Raw genomic sequence first — 22,133 nt, forward strand, 5'->3', positions numbered from 1 at the left:
GCCGGCTCGCGGCCCGCTCGTCCGTGCGGCCTGGATCGGTCAGGCGGTGGACGCCAGGTGCCAGGTGGCCTGGACCAACGCCCGTTCCGTGCCGGTCAGGTAGACGGCCGCCGCCAGCCACGCGCGGGCGTACGCGTCCGGGTCGGTGTCCTCCAGGCGGCCGAACGCGTCGCGGGTGCGGCGAGCGGCCTCGCCGGTCAGCTGCGCGGCGAGGTCGGCGGCCGTCGCGAAACCGCTGCGGCGCAGCCGTGCCGTGACGCCGTCGCCCGGCGCTTCGGCGACGGTCCTGCGGCCTCCCGAGACGGCGATCTCCACCAGCCGGCGCAGCCGCCACAGAGGTGCCTCGGTCAGGGGGTCCGGGGGGACGTCGGTGGATCCGTGGGGCCGGTCGAGGGTGTCGGCGGGTGGGAAGTGGGCCGCCTCCAGACGGTCGTAGCCGAGGTCGGCGTGGCCGCCCCAGTCGGCGGGCAGCCGGAGGGTCGCCTCGGTGCCGGGCACGGGCGCCACGGCGAGCGGGCGGAGGGTGGCGGCTCGGTCGGGGTCCAGTCGGCCGATGACGCGCAGACGCAGTCCGGGGCGGGACGCGAGGCGGCGGAAGTTCGCCGTGTGGGCCAGACCGGGGTGGCTGTTGGCCGGGGTGAGCCGGACCAGCAGGCCGTCCGCACCGCGGGGGCGCAGTTCCCGCGCGAAGATCTGGTCGCCCGCGGCGCCGGTCAGGACCAGGTCGCAGCCGATCAGTGCACGGTTCGTCGTGCCCTCCTGCTCCGGGTCGGCGTCGGCCGGTGCGCTCAGACTCTCGGCGACCGCCTCGTCCAGGGGGCGGGCGAACAGGGCGGCCAAGGGCCCGTCCGTCCAGGGCTGTCCCGTCAGCGGAGTCGCGCGTACCCCCTTGCCTGCTCCCAGACGGCCGTCCGGGGAGAGCGTCGCCCCGGAGACCAGCAGACCGCCGCGGGCGAGTCCCGCGTGGTCGAGGGTGTGCGAACCGAGGGCGACGGTGGCGGTGTCGGCGCCCCGGGCCCGGGCGGCTCCGCCGGGCTTCACGTCGGACACGGAGAACCACTGCCCGTCGTCCCCCAAGAGATGGGTGACGACACCGCCGTAGCCGGTGGCGGTGACGACCGGTTCGCGGCACACGCCGTGGACGCGGAGGCCGCCGCCCGGCCGGTAAGCGCGGCGGGCGATGCCGATCAGGGCGGGGTCGGGATCCTGTGCCGTCAGCCGGTGCGCGATGAGGAGCACCTCGCGCAGGCCCGCGACCAGGTCCGCCAGGCGGTGGCCGTCGTGGCGGGCGCGGGCGCCGCGCACCTGGCGCACCACCCGCAGGGCCGCCGCCTCGGCACGGTGCAGGCCGGCGAGCCGCGCGGTGTGCGCGGCGCGCAGCAGCTCCGCCTGCGGCACCGCGCCCGTCGCCGGCACTCCGCCGGTGAGGACGGCCGCGGCCGCCGACCAGAGCCCGCGGGCGGCGGCCACCTGGGCGGCGGTGGGAGGCGTGCGCGCGGGTGCCGGGGCCGCCACCGGGCCGGCGGGTCCGGGTGCGGCGTCGGCCGCCGGACCCGCGGGTCCGGGGGCCTGGACCGCCGCCGCCGGGCCTGCGGGTTGCGGTGCGCTGTCCGCCGCTGCCTCGGCCGGTTCCGGCGGGGCCGTGGTGTCCGCCACCGGGCAGGCGCCGAGTACGGCCGCGCGATGCAGACAGCGCGGCGCCAGCAGGCAGGTGCACGTCACCTGCGCCGCCTCCGTGACCGCGCCCGACGGGCCGGGCACGAGAACGACCTCGGCGTCCTCACCGCAGCGGACCCTGCGCGCGGTGCCGTCGTCGACGACCGGCGCGGCGGTGTACGTCTCCACGGCGGCGTCCAGCCTCTTGCGCAGCCGGGCGGTCAGGACCTCCACGGCGGCCGCCACGACGTCGGGCGCCGCCGGGGGCAGTTCGGGATTCATCGGTTCTCTCCGCGCAGACGGTCGCCCACCCAGCGGGCGAGGGCTTGGGGACTGAGGGCGGCCACGGGCATCCCGGCCGCGACGAGTTGCCGGGCGACGGGCACCGAGTAGCGGGACGCGCCGGTGTCGTCCAGGGCGGCGCAGCCCAGCAGATGCACCCCGGAGCCGGCCAGGGACCGTACCTCGCCCAGGAGTCCGCCCAGCGGGGCGCCCTCCTCGAAGTCGCTCACCACGACCACGAGGGTCCGGCTGGGGACGGTCACGAGCGTCCGGGCGTGGGCCAGTCCGGCGGCGATGTGGGTGCCGCCGCCGACCCGGACCTCCAGCAACAGCGACAGCGGGTCGTCGACCCGGTCGGTGAAGTCGATCACCTGGGTGGAGAACGCCAGGAAGTGCGTCGACAGGGTGGGTACGCCGCCCAGGACCGCCGCGGTCAGCGCCGACCACACGACGGACGCCTCCATCGACGCGGACACGTCGACGACCAGGATCAGGCGCCAGTCCGCCTCCGCGCGGGAGCGGGTGGAGAACACGGGTTGCTGCGGGACGACCAGCGTGCGGCCGTCGGAGGTGCGGCGGGTGTGGGCCAGGTTGGCGCGCAGGGTGCGCTGCAGGTCGAGTCGGCCGCCGGGGCGGCGGGTGGGACGCGGGGTGGCCAGTCCGGTCAGCGCGGGGCGCATCCGGGTGGCCAGTTCCCTGGCCAGTTCCTCCACCAGGCGGCGCACCAGCGGGCGCAGCCGGGCGAGGTGGTGTTCGGGCAGTCCGCCGGCGAGTGACAGCACGGAGGTCAGCAGGTCGATCGAGGGGCGGACCGCGTCCGGGTCCAGCTCCGCGAGCACATCGGTACGGCCCTGGTCGGCGGCGCGGGCCAGGACCTCCTCGCGGACCTCCGTGCCGAACAGCGCCTCCAGTTCCTCGGCCCATTCCCTGGCCGTGGGGAAGGACGCCTCCTGGCCGCCGCCCTGGCCTTGGCCGTCGCCCCGGCCGAGGTCCGCGGAGCCTTCGCCGCGGCCCGCGCCGTACAGCTCGTCCAGGGCGTGGGCGTAGCGGCGGGCGTGCTGCGGCAGCTTGTCGGTCTCCCGGCCGAGCAGGAGACGCCAGCGGTCGGTGGGCGGGAGGTCGCGGGCGGCCTGCGGCGCGTGCCCGGGCCGGGGTGCGGGGTGTTCCGGGGCGAGTGGGGTGACGGGGTGGGTCTTCTGGGCGGCGGGGTGGGTCGGCTGCTCCGTGCTGAGCGGGAGGCCCAGTGCGGTGAGCGCGGTGCGGCCCGCGGTGTCCGCGGCCGTCCACAGGGCGAGCAGGTGGGGCGGGGCGTTCAGCGACAGGTCGACGCGGTGGCCGAGGCGTTCGGTCACCGTGTGCAGCAGCCGGTCGCGGCCGGTGGGCGTGAGGGTGTCGAAGCCGCCGCGCAGGGCCGGGAGCCGGTCCAGGAATTCCTGGTCGGACAGCGTGTCGATGCGTTCGAGGAGCGGGTCGAGAGCGGCGGGCGCCGACTGGAGCAGTGGGGCGGCGCCGCTCAGCAGCCCGGTGAGGCGGCGGGCCAGCGCACGGCGTCCGTCGGGGGTGGTGGCCGTGTCGGTCCATCCGGCGGCGCGTGCGCCGAGGTCGGCGACGGGGTCCAGGTCGAGCAGGGCCCGGGAGGCCAGGGCGGCGCCCTGGATGAGGGGCGAACCGTCGCGGGCGAGGGTTCGCAGGGCGTCGTCCATGCGCAGCCCCAGGCGGTGTTCGCCGGCCCGCGCGGACAGTGTCACGAGGGCGGCGGCGTCCTGCGGATCGTCGCTGCCCGCGAGTCCGGGCAGCGCCCGTACCGCCGCGTCCAGCAGCTCCGTGGCCAGCTGGGCGGCGGTCCGGCGGGCCTGTGGGGTGGTGCCGGGGAGGTGCTCGCGCCGCAGCGCCTCCATCAGGTCGAGCGCGGTGAGCAGTTCGGGGAGGGTGGCCGTGGCGGGAAGCACCTCGGCGGCGTCCGCCAGGCGCTCGGCGAGCAGGGCGGGCAGGTCGCACCGGGCGGCCGCCTCCAGGCCGGCGAGGACCAGGGCGGAGGTGGGCCCCCCGTCCGCCGCCTCCTTGCGGAACGTCTCGCGCAGGGTGCCTTCGGCGGCCAGGGCCGCGGTCACCCCCCGGGTGCCGGCCAGGTCCAGCCGTACCGGGACGGACGGGGACCAGGACAGCCGCCAGCGGGTGGTGAGGGCGGTGCCGTCGCCGGTGCCTGTCACGCGCACGGGCTCGCCGTATCCGGCCGCGCACACGGCGAGGCGCTGGAGCAGGATCTCGCGGCGGCCGTCGAGGGCGGAGCGGAGCGGGTCGAGGCGTATCTCGCGGGGGGCGGGGTCGTCGGGGTGGGGCAGCCGGAGGGCGGCGAGTTCCGCCTCCACGGAGGGGCCGAGGCCGGAGCGGGGGGTGCCCGGCGCGGTCCGGCCGCGGTCGGTGCCGACCAGGACGGTCTCCAGGGCCCGTGCGAGGGCCCGGCCGCGGCCGAGGGGTTCCCCCTGGCCCATGACGGCGGTGAGTGCTTCGAGGATCTCGCTGCGTCCGGGGGCGGCGAGGCCGCGCAGCGCGGCCAGGTCGCAGGCGACCCGCAGGGTCTCCGCGGCCTCGCCGGTGCCCGCGGTGTGCCCGGCCGCACGCAGTTCCCGGCATACGTCGGTGATGGCGCGCGCTGCGGCCCGGCGCAGTTCCTCGGGGTCGCCGGCGGCGGTGAACACCGCCTGCTGCCAGCGCGGGTCGCGGATTCCGGCCGGATATCCGGAGCGGGAGTCCAGCAGGTCGAAGGCGTACGGGACGAGTGAGGTGACGACGGCCGGCCCTTCGCCGACGGCAACCGGCCGGTCGGCGGTGCTCCGACCGGGGGTGTCCGGCGCAGGAGCCTGCGGAGCGGTCGACGCGGGGGCACCTGCGGCCGTCGGCCCGGCGGTGTCCGCAACCGTCGACGTGGGGACGTCCGTGGCGGTCGGCCCCGCAGTCCCCGCGGCTGCCGGCCCGGCGATGTCTGTGGCGGTCGGCCCTGTCGTGTCCGCGGCTGCCGGCCCGGCGACGTCCGTAGCCGTCAGCCCCGCAGTGTCCGCGGCTGCCGCCCCGGCGACGTCCGTAGCCGTCAGCCCCGCAGTGTCCGCGGCTGCCGACCCGGCGACGTCCGTGGCGGTCAGCGCCGGGGCGTGGAAAGCGCCCACGACGGCCGCGACCCGGCGTCCGCCCTCCCCCGCGCGGGCGATGGTCTCGCGCATATGGGCCTCCCGGGCCAGGTCGGCCTCGGGGACGCCGCCGGCCGACTCCGCGTCGCGGCGCAGCGCCCAGCCGACTCCGAGGGCGGCCCGGCGGATCGCCTCCGGCGTGCAGCCGGGGGCGAGCACCTCCACGCAGCGGTCCCACAGGTCGTCGCCGTCGCGGCCGGTGCCGGCGGCGGCGAGGGCGTCCGCGAAGGGGGTGACTCCGGTTCCGGCTCCGGGTCCGGTTTCCGCCGCGGTGACCGCGGTGCGGGTGTCGCCCGTCGGCAGGGCCGCCTCGGTGTGCCAGCGCGGGTCGGACATCGGCAGGTCGCAGCAGACGACGTCGGCGCCGTGTTCCCGGGCCCAGCGCACGGCGGCGAGTTCGGGCGAGAAGTCGGCGAACGGGTAGAACCCGAGCCGCCCGCCCTCGCCGGTGCCGGCCAGCGCGACGGGCGCGACGGTGCCCGGGGCGGCCAGGTGCGCCAGCCACGGCTGGAACTCGGCGGGCAGTTCCACGCACACGACCTCGGCGCGGCAGGCGTCCAGCAGGGCGGGCACCGCGGCGGCCAGCGCCGGGCTGTGGTGGCGGACGCCGAGCAGGTACGGCTCGGTGTGATCGGCGAGGGCGGCGACGGCCGCCCTCGGTTCCAGGGCAGTCGTCACCGCAGGTTCTCCCGCAGGTCCCACAGGCGGCGCCAGAGCGCGGACCCGTCCTCGGCGCGGCGGCGCACCGGCCCGTCCCAGTAGCCCAGCAGTCGCGCGTGGTCGGCCGGGTCGTCCTTGCGGACCACGCCGAGGAGGTGGCCGGGGACCAGGTCGAGGGCGTCGCCGCCGGGCAGGTAGGCGGTGGCCACGCCGAGCGAGACGGCGACCTGCACGGCTTCGGCGGTGGACATCACCGTGCCGGGCCGCTCCACGTCCCAGCCCTCCGCGGACCGGCCTGACCGCAGGTCGCGGAAGGCGGTGACCAGGACGTCGAGGACGGCGTCGTCGACGCCGAATGCCGCGCCGGCCCGTTCGACGGCGGCGGTGGCCTGCCGCCGGACGAGCGCCGTCTCGGCCTCCACGTCCCCGATGGGGTGCACGGTCTCGAAGTTGAAGCGGCGCTTGAGCGCGGCGGACATCTCCGACACACCCCGGTCGCGCAGGTTGGCGGTGGCGATGACGGTGAACCCGGGGGCGGCGGCGACCTGGGCGTCGTCCGTGCCGGACAGCTCGGGAACGCTCATCCGGCGGTCGGACAGGATCGACACCAGTGCGTCCTGGACCTCGGGAAGACAGCGGGTGATCTCCTCGATGCGCGCGACCCGGCCCGCGCGCATCGCCGCCAGCACCGGCGAGTCGACCAGGGCCTGCGGGGTCGGGCCCTGGGCGAGGAGCAGGGCGTAGTTCCAGCCGTAGCGCAGGGCGTCCTCGGTGGTGCCGGCGGTGCCCTGCACGGTCAGCGCGCTGGTGCCGCTGACGGCGGCCGACAGCAGTTCGGAGAGCATCGACTTGGCGGTGCCGGGTTCGCCGACGAGGAGCAGGCCGCGCTCGCCGGCGAGGGTGACGACGCACCGCTCGACCAGGGCCCGTTCCCCGATGAACTTGGGGGTGATGACCAGCTTGTCGGGCAGGGTGGCATGGGGCTTGGGCAGGGTGAGGGGCTGGTCCGCGCTGCCGCAGACGAACGTGACCACGGAGCGGGGGGTGAGCCGCCAGCCGGGCGGGCGGGGGCCCTCGTCATGGGCCGCGAGGAAGGCGAGTTCGGTGGCGTGGCGTTCCTCGGCGGGCAGTGTCTGCCGGGCCGGGAGGGTCGGCGCCGTGTCGGTGTGCGTCATGGGTGTCCTAGGTGGGCGTGCGTGAGAAGGGTGTCGCCGGGCAGCGCTCGGCGGGGTCGGTCCGCGCGAGGCGCTCGGCGCGTCGTGCGGTGAGGCCGGCCGGCGCGCGGCCGGGGCCGGTGAGGCCGGCCGGCGCGCCGCCGGGGCCGGTGAGGCCGGCCGGCGCGCCGCCGGGGCCGGTGAGGCCGGCCGGCGCGCCGCCGGGGCCGGTGAGCGGGGAGGCGGGCGGGGTGCCCGGCGCCCCGCTCACCGGCCGGGCGGGTTCAGCGGCGGCGTCCGCGGCTGCGCCGGACCTTCAGTTCCTCGAAGCGGGGCGCGTCACCGTCCCGGACCCGCTGCCAGGCCCGGCGGAACAGGTCCGCGGCCGGTTGGGTCGGCACGAGGGCGGCGAACGGGGTGTGCTCGCCGTTCACTGCTTCGTACAGCGGCAGCTTCCACCGTTCCAGGGGGAGGCGCGGGGCCGACTGCTCCACCCAGCCGCCGGGCAGGAACAGCGAGCGGCCCGCGCGGGCCCGGTCCGCGCCGATCACCAGGTCGGTGGCGGCGAGTTCGGTGCGTGCCGCCTTCAGACGGGCCGGTTTCCAGCCCGTCCAGCGCGCCGTCATCCGGTCGGTCGGGTCGGGCAGGGCGAGCAGCATCAGGTAGAGGGCGGCGGCGTCCTCGCCGATGCCGTACTCCCCGGCGGCCTCGGTCACCAGGTACGGCACCGAGCGGGAGGGGTCCTGCGGCCACCAGGTGCCGTCCTTGCCGCGCTCCCCCGCGATCGGTTCGCCCGGGTCGGCGAGGAGCGCGGCGAAACGCGGGTCGCGCACCAGGCTCAGGGCCACCTCGGCCGCGTAGGGCCGCTGGCCGTCGACCCGGATCGCGGGCAGGTACGGGTCCTGGCCGGTCGCGTCGAGCAGCGCGACCCGCAGTCCGGGGGCGGGCTGGTCGTCGTGCGTGGGCAGGATCACCGCGCCGTAGCGGACGAAGTTCTCGCCGGTCTCGGTGGGGGTGCCCGCGGCCTTCCGGAAGTCGGGGAGGCTGATGTACCGGCCGAGGTCGAGCACCAGGCCGGGGTGGGCGACCCGCTCGCGGACGGCGGTGAGCGCGGGCGGCAGTGCGGCGCGGAGCGGGTCGCCCGCGGGCAGCCGGTGGGCGAGCCAGGCGAGGATGTCCACGGAGCCGACGAGGATCTGCTCGGTGAATCCGGGCACGTCGCCGACCGGCTGCACCCGGTCGCCCTTGACCGCCCACTCGAGGTCGCGGCTCAGGCGGGGGTCTCCGGCCGGGTCCAGCAGAGCGGCCAGGGCCTGCCGCACGTCCCACCGGGTGTGCTTGAGGGAGCGGACGGCGTCGCCGAGGACGTCTTCGGGCAGGGCGGTCCGCCGGCCGACCGCCTTGATCCAGACGTCGGCGGCGGCCCGCACGTCGGGGCCGTCGGTCCACAGCCGGGCGGGGTCGGCGGGCAGCAGCGCGCCGACCACCGCGGTCCGTACGTCGGCGTCGAGCGTGCTGAGTTCGTCCTTGGCCACGCCGGCCGGGGCTGCCTTGACGCCGATGAGGGCCCGTACCTCGGCGGTCAGGAACGTCCGCTGGTAGGCATCGACGTGGGGCAGGCCGGCCACGATCAGCCGGGCCGCCGTGTCGGTGACGCCGGTGAGCCGGGCGAACTCGGCGGCGGCCTCGGGGAACCAGGGCGCGGGCCCGCGGACGGCCAGTTCCGCGAGGAGCCTGCGGAGGCGGCCGGGGTGCGCGTCCTCGCCCAGCGGGAGGCAGGAGAGGAGGGTATAGGGCTCGGGTGCCTCGAAGCGTCCCGTGGGGTCGTGGAAGAAGCCGTGGAAGGTGCAGTCGGCGTCGTCCAGCCGGCGGTCTCCCAGCAGGGCGAGGAAGGCGCCGCCGCCCAGCGGCAGCAGGCCGTTCCAGGCGCCGTCGCGCCACTGGCCCGACGGGGTGCGCAGCAGTCCGCTGGGCAGGCGCACGGTCACCCTGCGCCAGCGCGCGGACGCGTCGGGCGCGGTCAGGCCGAGCGTGTCGAACCCGGTCAGCAGTGCGCGGAGGATGTCGCGGTGCTCCTCGCCGGTGACGGCGGACGCCGTGCGGTAGGCCAGCGCGGCGCTGCGGGCGACGATCGTGCCCAGGTGCGGGTCCGCCACATCGATTTCGACACCGTCCAGGTGGAGGCTCCTGGTGCGCTCCTCGGGCACGGCGTCGCCGGTGAGGCCCGCGGCCCGGGTGAGGGTCCGCAGGGCGCGGAAGGCGGTGTCCTTGCCCTGGTCGTGGTTCCACCAGTAGCGGGAGCGTACGCCCAGCCCGTTCATGGCGTCGCGGAGGGCGGTGTCGGAGGGGCCGGCCGGGCCGTCCGTCTCGGGGCCGTCCTCGAGGGCATGGGTGAGCCGTTGGGCCACGGCGTCGAGGACGGTCTGCTGGCCGGCGGCGTACCGCACGACGCCCGCGATGCCCGCGACGAGCGCCGGGTGGCTGACGGGCAGCAGGGCGCTGACGGCCTTGGGCAGGGCCTCGGTGTCGTCCTGGGCGGCGGCCGTCAGCAGGGCGGCGGCCGTGTCCCGGTCGACGTTCCGCAGGGCCTTGGAGGCGACCGGGTCGCGGGGGGTGCAGCTCTCCCAGTACTGGACCGGCGGCAGCAGCAGCGTGCCTTCGCCGAAGACGCCGGGGGTGCGGTCGGTCTTGGCGACGGAGGTGACGATGCCGTCGGGGTCGACGATCTCCAGCTGCCAGTTGTTGCGGACCACGGCCCGGGCCCTCTCGTCGCCGGGGAAGACGACGAGGGCGGAGGGCGCGCCGGTGCCGGCGGGCAGGGTGACGCTGTGTCCGGCGAGGTCCTCGGCACGCAGGGCGCCGCCGGGCAGCTCCACGACGCGCAGTCCGACGAGGCCGCCGACGGGCGCGCAGGCGGGGGCGGGGCCGGTCGTCGGCGCGGGCAGGAGCCGGCCGGTGAGCAACGTGCTGCCCTCGGGGGCGTCGCGCAGCGCGTCGGCGAGGAAGGCGGGCCGGCTCATGCGTCCCAGGTCGCCCGTGGCCGGGTCGTACTCGTACCAGCCGTGCGTCTGCGGGTCGTCGGAGCCGGCGTGCCACACCCAGTGCGAGGATCCGTCGAAGAGGAGCGGCCGGTCCTCGGGCACCGTGGTGTCCCCGGCGTGCAGGACGCCGGCGCCGGTGGTCCGGCCGCCGCCGGGCAGGGGCAGGGCGTGCGGCAGGGCGCCGCGGTACCAGTCCATCTCGGTGCTGCGGGTCCGCTCGGTCCCCTGGAGGTGGTGGAGGTGGTCGGCGCGGGTGTGCCAGTAGCCGCGCAGGCCGTCCCGTCGGGTGCGCCAGTAGACCAGGAGTTCGCCGTCGACGAGGTGGAAGCCCGGGTCGCCGAGGGCGTCGTTCGCCGGGATGCGCAGGTCGTGGGTGAGGAGGGTGCCGTCGGGGCCGATGACGCGGGCCTGTGCGGCGCCTGCGACGACGAGGTGGGGCCAGGCGTCCGCCACCAGGATGTCCTCGACGTTCGCCTTGGGCACGAGGGCGGCGGTCGCCTCCTCCCAGGCGGGCCAGCCGAGTTCGTCGAAGAGGCCGGCTCGCAGGGTGCGTACGACGACGGGCGCGAGGTCGGTGGTGACGGCGGCGCGCACGTCCTCCTCGGCCAGCGCCAGCGCCGCGGCCGGGAGCCACTTGAGCCGGCTCAGCGCGTCGGGCAGCTGGGGCAGGCCGACGGCGGTGAAGTTCCGGGCGACCGAGCGCACCCACTCGGCGAGCAGGGGGCGTCCGCCGGGCGACGCGGCGAGCAGGCGGCACGTACGGACTCCGTCCTCGTTGTTCCCGAGGCGGTCGGCGCCGCGGTGGAACGCGGCGTGGAACCGGGAGTCGGCGGACAGCGCCAGCAGGTCCCGCTGCCCGTCCCCCAGGGACCAGTGCGACAGCGGCAGGCTCGCCCTGTCGTCGGGGGCGGCGACGGGGATGTCCAGGGACAGCAACAGGTCGATCAGGTCGATGTCGTGGCTGACCTTCAGCTCCTTGCCGTCGGCCAGCAGTTGTGCGCGCAGCGGGTCGGCGATCCGTTCCACCAGGGCGTAGAGCGCGGGCAGACGGCCGGGGCCTCTCCAGTGCGTCGTCTGCTGGTGGAAGGCCAGCAAGCGTTCCGCCCAGCCCGCGGTGCCGTCGTCGGGCCGCTGGTCCTCGGGCAGCGACGTGTCCCACAGGCCGGCCGTGGCGCCGGAATCCTCCAGCAAGCGCAGCCAGATCTCGAGCAGTTCGCTGTCGCGCTTGGCGGGCAGCAGGTTCAGCAGGGTGCCGCGGACCCGCGGTTCGCGGGTGGCGAGGGCCGCCAGGGCCGTGCGGTGTTCTCTCCACCAGCCGGCCGGGGCCGACAGGGTGGCCTGGTGGCCGAGCAGTTCGGCCAGGTAGTCCTGTTCGGCCCGGTCCGCGTCCCGGTCGGCGGCGAGGGCCAGCTTGCGCAGGCTCTTGGCCATCTGGGTGGAGGGCGGCATGCCGCCGGCGGTCCGGCGCAGGCACAGGCGGGTGAAGCGCCGCAGCGCCTCGTCGGCCGGGAGCCGGGCGGCGAGTTCCTTGGCGTGGCCGGTGAGCACCGTCACCGGGAGCGCGCCCGCCAGCGCGAACTCCAGGAAGACGGCGTCCAGTCGCTCCTCGTCGACGGGCAGTCCGTGCTGCGCCTCCGCCTTGCGGGCCCGTGTGAACATCTGCGCCGCGTAGGAGCTGTTCTCCTCGGCGAGGAAGACACGTCCGACCTGTTCGTAGAAGACCGGCAGGAAGTGCGGTACGGATGCCGCGAGCTGCTCGCCCAGTTGCAGGCAGGCGTCCAGGGCCGCCTTGGGGCGCGACCGGGCCTGCCGGGCCGCGCGCTCGAGGTCCGGTACGACGGCGAGGGCGTGGTGTCCGTCCTCCGGGTGGTGCACCAGCACCCACTCGGGAAAGCCCAGCGACTGGCGCAGCCCCAGTCCCACGACGACCGGTTCCCGGTCCTGTTCCAGGCCGAGGTACTCGGCGGCGAGGTCCTCCGCGGCGCCCAGTTCACCGGCCACCAGCCGCACCACCACCCGGTCGTCGAGCCCGGGGTGGCGGTACGTCCGGGCGGTCAGCGGCACGGCCCGCTCTCCGGCGCCCCGCGTGTCCGGCGGGAGCACCGCGCCCGCCGTGAGTGCCTCCTCGTACTCCATCTGCGTTCCCCCGCTCACGCGCTCTTGCCTTCCTCGATCACACGGCCGGCGTACAGCGCAGCGGCCATCCGCATCCCCTCCGACCACGCCACCGGGCCCACCTCCGGCAGCGGCAGGGCACGGCCGTCCCCGTCCCGCCAGGTCAGGGCGCCGGTGGACACCGCGTCCTCCCAGTAGGGCTCTCCGATCCACACGGACGCCTCGATCGTGGAGCCCGCGTCCCGGACCCGGGCGGTGGCGTAGCCGCCGCTGACGCGGTAGCCGAGCGACGTGGCGCGGGCGGCCAGGGCGAACCGGGAGCGGTAGGAGCCGCCGGAGAAGTCGCCCACCTGGGTGGCCTTCGGGTCGAGGCCGGCGGGCCGGCGCCAGACGGCTCGGTGGATCTGCTCGACGCGCTGGACGATGCCCAGTTCGGCCGCGAACTCCCGGAGGTCGTCGAGGTCGGGCAGGGTGACGGGATGCGGCAGGGTGACGGTGGCCGCGGACAGCCGGACGGTCTCCCCGTCCAGGTCGACCACCTTCAGCTCACCGGACTCGGTCACCCCGCGCAGGAACCCGGCCTCGTCCGGGTCGTCGCCGGTCACCACCAGGTCGCGCAGCGCCGACTGCCAGGCCTCGTCCGGCCACACCCGGGCCAGCAGGCCCGTGGGCACCGGCAGGGACGACACCATCCAGCCGTCGACCTGCGCCACGCACTGCGCGGCGTGCCGGTCCAGCCATTCGGCGAACCGTCGCAGCCGGTCCACCTCCGGGTGGTCCTTCAGCGCGCGCGGCAGGGACTTGAGCTGCCGTCCGGCCGCCCTCCCCTGTGTGGCGCGCGCCGCCACCCGTCCCTCCACCAGGGCGACCTCATACCCGTCACCCGCCGACAGCCAACCCACGAGCCCCCACCTTCGGACCAAGACATCACGAAGAAAGCACAGTTCACCGGGGTGATCCCGGCGCCAGTGCGACGATGGGGAGAACGTTAGGGGCGACCACTGACAATCGGACACCGGGTACCCGCCCGGCGGCCCGCTCCCGAGGGACCATTCTGGGCGCAAGCCTCCCACATGTGCCGGGCGAATGCCCGGGGAAGGCCCGGTGCCCGAGCACTTCGGCGGGCCCGCTGAGCGCCGAAGTCGCTCTTCCCCAGTCGAAACTGAGGGTTCATCGGTCGCTGGGAGTAGGCCCTGCGCCCCAGGCGCGCTCCGCGCCCGCTGGCTAGGGTCGGTCCTCATGGAGACCACGGGAATCGTTCACCGGCAGACGGCGGAGCGTGTGCGCGACACTCTGGAACGGCTCGCCACCGAGCGGGACGTATGGGTGTCGACGGCTCACCCCGATCATGGGCCGCACCAGGTGCCGCTGTGGTTCTCGTGGGACGGGCGGGCGGTGTGGATGAGCACCGGCGCCACTTCCGTGACTGCGCGGAACGTCCGCACAGAGCCGCGGGTGCGGTTGGCGCTGCCGGACACCTCCGACGTGGTGCTCCTCCAGGGTGAGGCGGAGTGCTTCCCGGACCAGGAGGTGCCCGGAGGAGCAGCGGAGGCGTTCGCCGGCAAGTTCGGGTGGGATCCACGCGTGGAAGAGGGTTCCTTCGTGTACGTACGCGTGGTCCCGAGGACGGTGCGCGCATGGCGCGGCGAGCCCGAGCTACGCGGAAGAGTCATCATGCGCGACGGAATGTGGCTGGCATAGCCCGTTTGTCGCTGTCCACGCGGTGCGACCAGGTCCGCCCGCCGCATGTCCGGGGCCTGAGCATGGCGCGACGGTGAGATCAGGTCCCCGCGCCACCGCGCGGCGGGGAGACGGAACCCGCCGGGGGGTGCCCGGCGGGTCCGGAACGGGGCGTCAGGCCGGGATCGGGATCAGTACGTCACCTCGCCGTTTCCGCCGTCGAAGACGATGTCGGAGCAGGAGTAGAAGTTCTCCTGGCTGTCCGAGCGGATCCAGTGGATGAACAGCTCATGCTGGCCGGTCTTGCCGCTCGGCAGCGTGAGGTCCCAGTAGTAGTGGCCTCCGTCCGAGCCGGGACTGCCGGACTGCGGCGGGTTGGTGACGGACTTGATGAGGGTGAGGTCGTCCCAGGCCAGGAGCTTGGTCGGGGACCAGCCGTCGTTGGTGATGTAGACGTTGAACGTGCCCGGATGGGCCGCCCAGTTGCTGTACTGCACCTGGATGGTCGAGCCCGCGGTCAGGTGCGTCTTGGGCCAGTCGGTGCGGGCCGCGTTGTACGAGGAGAAGTTGAACGGACCGGTGTGGCCGCCGCTGCAGATCTCCCCGTCCGGGATGAAGCCCTTGGTCCGCCCGCCGCCGTTGGACTCCAGGACGGCGAACCAGTTGTACAGCGGCGTGGTGCCGGTCGCCTTGACCGCGTCGGCGCAGGCCGGGTTGGCCGGCATCTGGGTGCTGCTGTGGGCGACCAGGTCCTTGTAGCACAGGTAGGTGCGCGAGCCCGGCACCATGGCGACGCCATGGGCCGACGCGGGGGACGGCAGCAGGCTCAGGACGAGAGCGAGCAGCGCCGCTCCCAGCAGACTGAGCGCGCGGAAGGCGGGCATCGGGGAGCTGTGCCGCCCGGTGCGTGGAATCTTCATGTGGGGGGTCTCCTCTGAGGTCATCCGACCGCGGGCGGGGACGACAGGCATCCGGCAAGCGCCGGTCAGGCACCGGTCGGACATCACACCGGTGCCCTCCGGCAGGGCCGGAAGCGGACCGTCCGCGGGTGGTGCGACCGTGCGTGGCAGGCTCCCTCGGCACGCGCACAGCGGTCTGGGGGCCGACCGGAGCTGCACACTGGGAGCGCTCCCACATACCGGTATAGCGCTGACTCGTGGTGCCGTAAACGCCCTGTGCGGACATTCCTGCACGGGGGGTGACCAGGTCCGGCTCCGACCGCATTATTGGCATGAACCCGACCGGCGGGGCGCGGGGACCGCGAGGCCGGGCCAGTCGACGTGCCGGTCATCGGGTCCGGCATCAGGGAGGTCACCGTGATCACCGCCCCTCTCGCACGAGGCACCGGCCGGCGATTACTCATCACGGCGGTGTTCGCCGTACTGCTGCTCGCCTCGTCGTTCCTCTGCGGCCTGTCGTCCCCGTCCGCCGCCGCGCCGACGTCCGACGCGTCGGCCGGCCGCGCCGGCGCCGCGGACTTGTCGGACTACACCGGCAACGCCACGCACTTCGACGGTCTCGGATCGCCGTACGGCGGGTGCGGGGTACCGCAGGCGGATCTGGAGTCACAGAACTTCGTGGCGCTCAACGTGTGGAACACACCGGGCGACTACACCGGGCAGCCCACCCCGCGTCCCGTCCCGTCCAGCGGCGCCGGCAAGATGGGGCTGTTCGACAACGGCCACAACTGCGGCCGCTGGGTGCGGGTGACGATCGGCGACTACTGCACCGGCACCAACGACGGCGCGGCGGGCCAGGCGTTCTGCCGGAACGGGAACTGGACGTCGGACAAGTACAACGGCGCGACCCTGGACATGCTGGTCGCCGACAGCTGCGGTGACACCAACGCCTGGTGCCGGGACGACCCGTATCACCTGGACCTGGCCACCAACTCGCTGAACGCCTTCCAACTCAACGGCCAGGCGGTGGCGGACATGTACCCCGACAGCTGGAACAACCGGCACATCTCCTGGTCGTTCATCCCGGCGCCCGGCTACTCCGGCGACATCTCGATCGGCTTCGTCCAGAACGCGGCGACATGGTGGCCCACCATCGACGTCACGCACCTGCCCAACGGCATCCACGGCGTGGAGTACAACGACGGCAGCGCGTGGGTGTCGGCCGACATGGTCAGCGACCTGGGACAGCAGTACACGATCGGCCCGAACTCCTCGGGCGGATCGAGCTACACCATCCGGGTCCGTGACGTGGACGGCAACCTCGTCCAGGACGGCCGGACGTACACCTTCGCCATGCCGGGCTCCTGCTCCTCGGGATGCACCCGGCCGTACACCGGCGTCAGCTACACCACCGGCGGGAGCGGCAGCGGGTCGCCGGAGGCGCCGGCGAACCTCACGGTGACCGGCACCACCAGCAGCAGCGTCTCACTGTCCTGGAGCGCCTCGTCCGGTGCCGCCGGTTACTACGTCTACCGCGACGGGCAGCAGGTGGGCAGCACCGCCGGCACGTCCTTCACCGACAGCGGCCTGTCCGCCTCGACCTCGTACACCTACACGGTCAAGGCCCACGACAGCTCGGGAGGCACATCGGCCGCCTCGGGCAGCGTCTCGGCGACCACCCAGAGCTCGGGGAGCGGTTCGGGCTCCGGCTGCACCGCCACCACCAAACTGGTCAACTCCTGGTCCGGTGGCTTCACCGCCGAGGTGACGGTCACCAACACCGGCACCTCCACCAGCAGCGGTTGGCAGGTCGGCTGGACCTGGCCCGGCGCCCAGAAGGTGACGACCGCCTGGAGCACCAAGCTGACGCAGTCGGGTTCCTCGGTCACGGCCTCGAACGTCGACTACAACAGCGCCATCGCGCCTGCCGGCAGCACGACGTTCGGCTTCAACGCCGACGGAGACTCCTCCGGCCTGCCCGGCAACGCGGTCTGCACACTCAGCTGACCGGCGCGATCCCAGGAAGGGGCGGGCGCGTGAGACCGCGCGCCCGCCCCGTGACCTGCCCGGGCACCCGCACGGTGGGACGGCGAGCGGCCGGACGCCGCATTCAGCCACGCCGCATTCAGCCACGGCCAGGAGCCGCCTCGGGAGGGCGGAGCCGCCGTGGCCGGGGCGCCGGTCGCGGGCCGGTGCTCCGACTGCGGACCGTGGTCTTCACGCGGCGGTGCCGTCGGCGTCCATGGTCATGCGGGCGATGTGGAGCGCCAGGTAGGAGACCTCGTCCTCGGTCAGGCGTTCCCCCAGGCGCAGCTCGACGATGGTGGCGAGCTGCTGGGCGGTGTGGGTGGCGACGGGGTAGTGCCGGCGGATGCCTTCGCCGAGGGCGACTTCCTGGCCTTTGAGCTGGCGGTGCTGCTGGATGCGGACGAAGAGATAGCGGACGTGGGTGATGAAGCGGGCCGCGCTCATGGAGTCGTGGGAGACGTCCAGTCCGTAACGTTCCCGTACGACGGCGAGCATCTGCTGGATGACGCCGGTCATCGTGTAGGTGAAGGACAGGTCACCGGAGACGAAGCCGGCGTTGACCAGGTGCAGGGCGAGGGCGGTCGCCTCGGAGGCCTCCAGTTTCGGGTGGATGTGCTTGTTGATGGCCTGCAGCAGGAGCCGGGCCTGGGCGTACTCGGTGGCGTACAGGGTCTGGACCTCGGCACGCAGCGGGTAGTCGATGGTGATGCCGCGGGCGGCGCGGTCCAGGGCTCCGGCGACGTGGTCGGCGAGCGCGATGGCGAGGGTGGGCCGGGTGGAGTCGGGCTTCTCGATGCCGGTCTCGCTCAGGGCGCTCACGACGGCCTGCAGGACGTCCTGGCTGATGAGGGCGAGGGCCTCGGCGAGGTGGTCGGGGTCACGGCCGTCGACGGGGACGAAGACGCGCTCGATCAGCGCGGGGTCCACGCGTTTGCCCGGGCGGGAGCTGAAGCCGATGGCGCGCCCGGTGAGGATCACCTCCTGGCCGTTCTCCTCGCGCGCGAGGACCACGTTGTTGTTCAGGACCCGCAGCGCCTTCACCGCCGGTCCTCCTTTCTTGTCCGTGCCCGTCCTCCGTCCGGCCCCCATCCTGCCCAAGACGGCGCGGCGCGTGCACCTGTCACGTGTGGTGACGGGCGCACGCGCCGGATGGGTGGCGGGTGTCAGCGCCGCACGGTCACCACAGGGGTGCCGGGGGTGACGTCGTGCCCGGTGTGGGGCTCGACGGAGGCGAGGTCCGCGGTGTTGATGATGGTCATGAGCGTGACGGTCGGGTGCTCGGCGGCGCGTACGGCGTCCAGGTCGACCTCGGCGAGGAGGTCACCGACGGTGACCTTCTGGCCGGGCTTGACGCGGACGTCGAAGCCTTCCCCGTTCATCTGGACGGTGTCGATGCCGATGTGGATGAGGATCTCGATGCCGTCCGCGGTGCGGATGCCGAAGGCGTGGCCGGTGGCGGCGACGGTGACCAGCTCGCCGTCGACGGGGGCGACGATGTGGCCGTCGGCCGGCTCGATGCCCACGCCCTCGCCGAGCGCACGGGACGCGAAGACCGGATCACCGACCTCGTCGAGGGCGACGACACGGCCCGCGACGGGCGCCGCGACCTCGATGCCCTTGCCCGCGGTCGGGCCGTCGACAGCGCCGGCGGCGGCGGCGACCGCGGTCGCGGAGTCGGCGGCAGCGGCGGGCGCGGCAGCGGCCGCGGAGCCGGCGGCAGCGTCCGGGACGGTGGCGCCGACGGTGACGAGTTCGCGCTGGTCGGCCGCCGCTGCCTCACCGTCGGTGGCGGCAACCGCGGTCTCCGCGCGGGCGGCGGCCTCGGCGGCGTCGCGCTCGGCGTTGGCCTGGGCGCGCTCCTCGGGGGTGCGGTAGTCGGAGACGTAGACGAGGACCATGGCGGTGACGAAGGCCGCGCTGATCGCGATGAGGTAGACGGCCGCCGGGGAGAAGACCGGGATGGTCAGCAGGGAGGTGAAGGCGAAGACCTTGGTGTCCACGCCGCCCAGCACGCCCACGATCACACCGCCGACGGCGCAGCCGACCAGCATGCGGGGGTAGATCCGCTTGAAGCGCAGGTGGATACCGTAGAGGGAGGGCTCGGAGATGCCGCCGAACAGGCCCGCGGCCAGCGCGCCGACCGCGGTCTGCCGCATGGTCGGCTCACGGTGACGGATGGAGAGCAGCAGCACACCGGCGGTCGCGCCGAAGCAGGCGAAGTTCCACGCACCCATCGGGCCCTGGATGAAGTCGTAGCCGATGGTGTTGATGTTCTGCAGCATGAGCGCGTTCAGCGGCCAGTGCAGGCCCAGCGGCACCAGGAACGGGTACAGCAGCGGGATGATGATCGCGAAGACGATCGGGGCGTTGCTGTTCAGCCAGGCCAGGCCCGAGCCGATGCCGTTGCCGGCCCAGACGCCCAGCGGGCCGATGAGGAACGCGGTCACCGGGATCATGATCAGCATGCTGAAGAACGGCACGAACACCAGTTGCAGGTTCTCCGGGAAGATCCGCTGCAGACGCTTGTAGACCAGCGCGAGCAGGGCGACCATCAGCAGCGGCACGAACACCTGGCCGCCGTAGTCGTTGAGCTGCATCGGCAGCCCGAACACGTGCGCCACGGACTCGCTGGTCCCCAGCGTCTTGTTGGTGGTGGTGGTGACGCCCGGGACCTTCGAGCCGATCATGCCGGTGAAGTTCGGCGTCATCACGGCGGCCATCACCGTCGCGCCCACCCATGGGTCGATCTTCAGCTTCTTCGCCGCGTTGTAGGCGACCATGATGGGCAGGAAGTACAGCACCGACCGCCACATCGCGTCGACGAACACCCAGCTCGCGGACTTGTCCGCGGCCCGGAAATCGACCGCGCCCACCGCGTCCAGGACGGAGGCGATCGCGATGATCAGGGAGGCGCCCAGCAGCACGCCCAGCAGCGGGCGGAACGAGTCGGACAGGTACTCGAAGAAGTTGTCCAGCCATGCGAACCGGCCGCGGCCCTTCGCGCGGATAGCGGCCTTCACTTCCGCGTCCGACTGCGGGCGCGCGCCGGCCTTGCTCATCGCGGGCAGGTTCACGATGTTCGCGTAGACGCCGGCGACGGCTCCGCCGATCACGATCTGGAAGCGGTCGCCGGACTGCGGCACGGTGCCCATCACGCCGTCGAGGGCGTCGAGGGCGGCCTGGTCGACCTTCGTGCCGTCATGAAGCTGGAAACGCAGCCGCGTCGCGCAGTGCGTGAGGCTCTCGACATTCTCCGGTCCGCCCACACCGCGGAGGATCTCCTCCGCCAGTGCGGCCCCGGCAACGGGTGTAGTCATGATGCGTCCCTGCATCCCTGTTTTCTCGCCGTCCTGCTTCGGTCCACGACCTCTCACACCAGGATTCAGGCAACAAAAAAGGCCCAGGTCACGCCAACGGCGTAACCCAGGCCTTGCCTTCCCTCAAACAGATGCCGACCGTGGCACCGCACACCGCGATGACGACGACAACCTCAGGAAGTAACAATCCTGTGATCAAGATCGATCGACCTCACCCTAGCACCCGGCGCACCGGCCCCTCGATACGAGCGTTCTGTAATCTCCGACACACCACTGCGCCCCCAGGGGGAGGGCATCTGATGCCGCCGGGGACGGAGCCCCGCTGCACGGGCTGGTTGCTTCGCCTGTGGACCTTCGGTGGACTCGGTCTGGCTCCGGAGTCGTGGAAGAGGCCGCCGCCGCGGAGCCGAGAAGAGGCGACGAGGGCAGGATTCGAACCTGCGTCCACCCGGGATCAGAGCCGGGCGCTCCTCCGCAGAGCTTCCTCGTCGCCGTTGTGATCATTGCCGGGGCCGCGGCGCGGGTCAACTGATTTGCAGCCCCGGCTCGGCGAGTTCCGTGCCTGCGGTCACAACCACTCCTGTGCAGCGGCACGCTTGTCCTTGCCGGAAAAGACCCCTGCCGACCGGAGCGCGCCGGCCATGAGCGGGTCCGCCACGGCGACTCCGTGCACCAGCTCGGGCGTGCGCCGGAAAGGGACGGCTTCAGCTGTCGGTCTGGGGGCGGTCCAGGCTCCGGCCACCGGGTCCACCCGATGCCGGGCGCAGGCTGCTTCGACGAGTGAGCGCGGGCATTCCTTCTCGCCCCGGAGGACTTCCCAGGGCAGAGGAAGCTCCGCCCACACGTAGGTGTCCGGGTGCAGTCCGCCGCCGCTCATGCGGTGCCAGTACGCGACGTCGGCTGCCATGAGGCGGGGGACCTTGCCAGGGCAGACACGGTCCAGGATCTCGTGCCGGCCCAGTTCCTCGAGCAGCGCGAACCAGTGTGCCCGGGCTGTGTTCCATGCCTGCGCGGCCTGGTTCCACGTCGACGAGTCGTCGCCGCGGCGCACGATCATCGTGTCGCGTTCCAGCGGGTGCCGGTTCCAGGCGTCTTCCAGCAGGTCGGCGACCTGGCGCAGGAATCGGTTCCACCGAACCAGCAGTTGTGTGAGGTCCTCTTCGGGCGTACGGGCCAGCACTTCGGCCGTCGGGTGCACATACGCGACCGCGTGCCAGCAGGTCCGCTCGGGAGCGTCCCGCAGGCGCTGGAACAAGGCCTTCGCGACCTCGTCGTAGACCTGGCGTTGCCGGCCGTTGGTGAAGACGCTGCGCATGTAGCCGCGCGCCGTCATGTATGCGATGAAGGCTGCCGAGTCCACGTCGGCGGCGAACAGCTCGTACGGCAGGGCGTGGGCGAGCGCGCCCTTGCCGGTCATCGTCACTTCGCGCCGCTGTTGCTCGTGGATGAGTCGGGCCAGCTTGGCTTCCATCCGGCGCAGCAGCCGGAAGCGCTTGTTGTACTGGCGCTTCGAGATCGCGCCGAGGCCCGCCGCCGTGCGTTCGACCCGGTTGAGGCGGTCCGTGCCGAAGTCGTTCTGCCCGTACGACCGGCCGATCTCCTCGCCCGCACGCCGGATCACCGCCTCGATCCGGGCGGGGTCGTCGCCGGCACTGCCCGGCAGTTCCGGCACGCAGGTGAACAGGTCCGCCGCTCGGGCGAGTTGGCGTTGCGCGCCGACGGGACGCGCGAACTCTTCCAGCATGGAGGTGTAGCCGTGCCAGAGGTTGCGCAGCGAGTGCTCGGCAGCGTTGGCGAGTGCCGCCTCGGTCGCCGCGTCGAGGGCGGTGCCCTGTGCGGCGTGGAGGTCCTGGATGAGCCGGGCCACATCCTCAGGACGCTTGCGCAGTGTCAGTGATGCGTGCAGTTCACGGAGCAGTTGTTCGACCACGGGCGACGGCATGAGCGTCACCTTGTCATCACCCCGGCCAGGGCTCCACTGGTTATCCGTCTGCGCAGCCACACCGCGCGTTCGAAACAGCCCGCTCGTGCTTGCCCGTGCCGCGCCCCTGGAGCGCAGCGCACTCGTTCCGTTGCTGTTCCGAGGAATTCGACAGCTACGGAACGAGTGCGCTGC

11 protein-coding genes, 1 tRNA gene and 1 pseudogene are annotated in these 22,133 nt (G+C 73.7%); 2 read left to right on the forward strand and 11 right to left on the reverse strand.

The genetic code is table 11. The features are described 5' to 3' along the window. Window positions 1–39: 39 nt before the first annotated feature. The 6 genes from ACH4ZX_RS27490 to ACH4ZX_RS27515 are packed head-to-tail and all read right to left on the reverse strand — an operon-like array spanning window position 40 to window position 12,995. Entirely contained in the window at window positions 40–1,938 is a 1,899-nt protein-coding gene (locus ACH4ZX_RS27490) for a hypothetical protein (RefSeq protein WP_398278075.1), read from the reverse strand. Further along, window positions 1,935–5,801 (reverse strand): DUF5682 family protein, encoded by a 3,867-nt coding sequence (locus tag ACH4ZX_RS27495; RefSeq protein ID WP_398278078.1) that lies wholly within the window; start codon window positions 5,799–5,801, stop codon window positions 1,935–1,937. Before ACH4ZX_RS27495 ends, ACH4ZX_RS27490 begins: the two co-directional genes overlap by 4 nt. Continuing rightward, on the reverse strand, window positions 5,798–6,958 hold the full coding sequence (locus ACH4ZX_RS27500; protein ID WP_398278081.1) for an AAA family ATPase: 1,161 nt from the start codon (window positions 6,956–6,958) through the stop codon (window positions 5,798–5,800). The genes ACH4ZX_RS27495 and ACH4ZX_RS27500 overlap by 4 nt, the downstream gene beginning before the upstream one ends. A 7-nt stretch (window positions 6,959–6,965) precedes the next feature. Continuing rightward, the gene (locus ACH4ZX_RS27505) at window positions 6,966–7,208 is read right to left on the reverse strand and encodes a hypothetical protein (protein WP_398278084.1); all 243 of its coding nucleotides are present in this window, start codon (window positions 7,206–7,208) and stop codon (window positions 6,966–6,968) included. Window positions 7,209–7,221: 13 nt separating this feature from the next. Next, a complete protein-coding gene (locus ACH4ZX_RS27510) occupies window positions 7,222–12,114 on the reverse strand; it encodes a DNA-binding protein (protein WP_398278183.1) in 4,893 nt (1,630 codons plus the stop codon). Window positions 12,115–12,128: 14 nt separating this feature from the next. Further along, the gene (locus ACH4ZX_RS27515; RefSeq protein ID WP_398278087.1) at window positions 12,129–12,995 is read right to left on the reverse strand and encodes a DUF4132 domain-containing protein; all 867 of its coding nucleotides are present in this window, start codon (window positions 12,993–12,995) and stop codon (window positions 12,129–12,131) included. Between the two features lie 337 nt (window positions 12,996–13,332). Here ACH4ZX_RS27515 and ACH4ZX_RS27520 point away from each other — a divergent pair, with 337 nt between their 5' ends. After that, the gene (locus ACH4ZX_RS27520; protein ID WP_398278090.1) at window positions 13,333–13,794 is read left to right on the forward strand and encodes a pyridoxamine 5'-phosphate oxidase family protein; all 462 of its coding nucleotides are present in this window, start codon (window positions 13,333–13,335) and stop codon (window positions 13,792–13,794) included. A 176-nt stretch (window positions 13,795–13,970) separates the two neighbouring features. Here ACH4ZX_RS27520 and ACH4ZX_RS27525 read toward each other — a convergent pair. Continuing rightward, window positions 13,971–14,657, reverse strand: a pseudogene (locus ACH4ZX_RS27525) (lytic polysaccharide monooxygenase); the annotation flags it as partial. 432 nt (window positions 14,658–15,089) lie between these two features. Between ACH4ZX_RS27525 and ACH4ZX_RS27530 the strand changes: the two are divergent. Continuing rightward, the gene (locus tag ACH4ZX_RS27530; RefSeq protein WP_398278093.1) at window positions 15,090–16,679 is read left to right on the forward strand and encodes a cellulose binding domain-containing protein; all 1,590 of its coding nucleotides are present in this window, start codon (window positions 15,090–15,092) and stop codon (window positions 16,677–16,679) included. Between the two features lie 210 nt (window positions 16,680–16,889). Here the strand turns inward: ACH4ZX_RS27530 and ACH4ZX_RS27535 are convergent, their stop codons facing one another. The 4 genes from ACH4ZX_RS27535 to ACH4ZX_RS27550 form a co-directional block, all read right to left on the reverse strand. Continuing rightward, window positions 16,890–17,741 (reverse strand): PRD domain-containing protein, encoded by an 852-nt coding sequence (locus ACH4ZX_RS27535; RefSeq protein WP_398278096.1) that lies wholly within the window; start codon window positions 17,739–17,741, stop codon window positions 16,890–16,892. Between the two features lie 122 nt (window positions 17,742–17,863). Further along, complete coding sequence (locus ACH4ZX_RS27540) at window positions 17,864–20,017, reverse strand: glucose PTS transporter subunit IIA (RefSeq protein ID WP_398278099.1); 2,154 nt, start codon at window positions 20,015–20,017, stop codon at window positions 17,864–17,866. A 417-nt stretch (window positions 20,018–20,434) separates the two neighbouring features. Next, window positions 20,435–20,507, reverse strand: a tRNA-Gln gene (locus ACH4ZX_RS27545). A gap of 78 nt (window positions 20,508–20,585) precedes the next feature. Then, window positions 20,586–22,019, reverse strand: coding sequence for a hypothetical protein (locus ACH4ZX_RS27550; protein ID WP_398278102.1), 1,434 nt, complete (start codon window positions 22,017–22,019; stop codon window positions 20,586–20,588). Between the last annotated feature and the right edge of the window lie 114 nt (window positions 22,020–22,133).

This window comes from Streptomyces sp. NPDC020490, assembly GCF_044335305.1.
In the GTDB taxonomy this organism is placed as follows: domain Bacteria; phylum Actinomycetota; class Actinomycetes; order Streptomycetales; family Streptomycetaceae; genus Streptomyces.

What these genes read in the sequence shown, in the direction of transcription:
- ACH4ZX_RS27490 (WP_398278075.1), bottom strand. Translation starts at nt 1,938, where the DNA reads ATGAATCCCGAACTGCCCCCGGCGGCGCCCGACGTCGTGGCGGCCGCC.
- ACH4ZX_RS27500 (WP_398278081.1), bottom strand. Translation starts at nt 6,958, where the DNA reads ATGACGCACACCGACACGGCGCCGACCCTCCCGGCCCGGCAGACACTG.
- ACH4ZX_RS27510 (WP_398278183.1), bottom strand. Translation starts at nt 12,114, where the DNA reads ATGGAGTACGAGGAGGCACTCACGGCGGGCGCGGTGCTCCCGCCGGAC.
- ACH4ZX_RS27520 (WP_398278090.1), top strand. Translation starts at nt 13,333, where the DNA reads ATGGAGACCACGGGAATCGTTCACCGGCAGACGGCGGAGCGTGTGCGC.
- ACH4ZX_RS27540 (WP_398278099.1), bottom strand. Translation starts at nt 20,017, where the DNA reads ATGACTACACCCGTTGCCGGGGCCGCACTGGCGGAGGAGATCCTCCGC.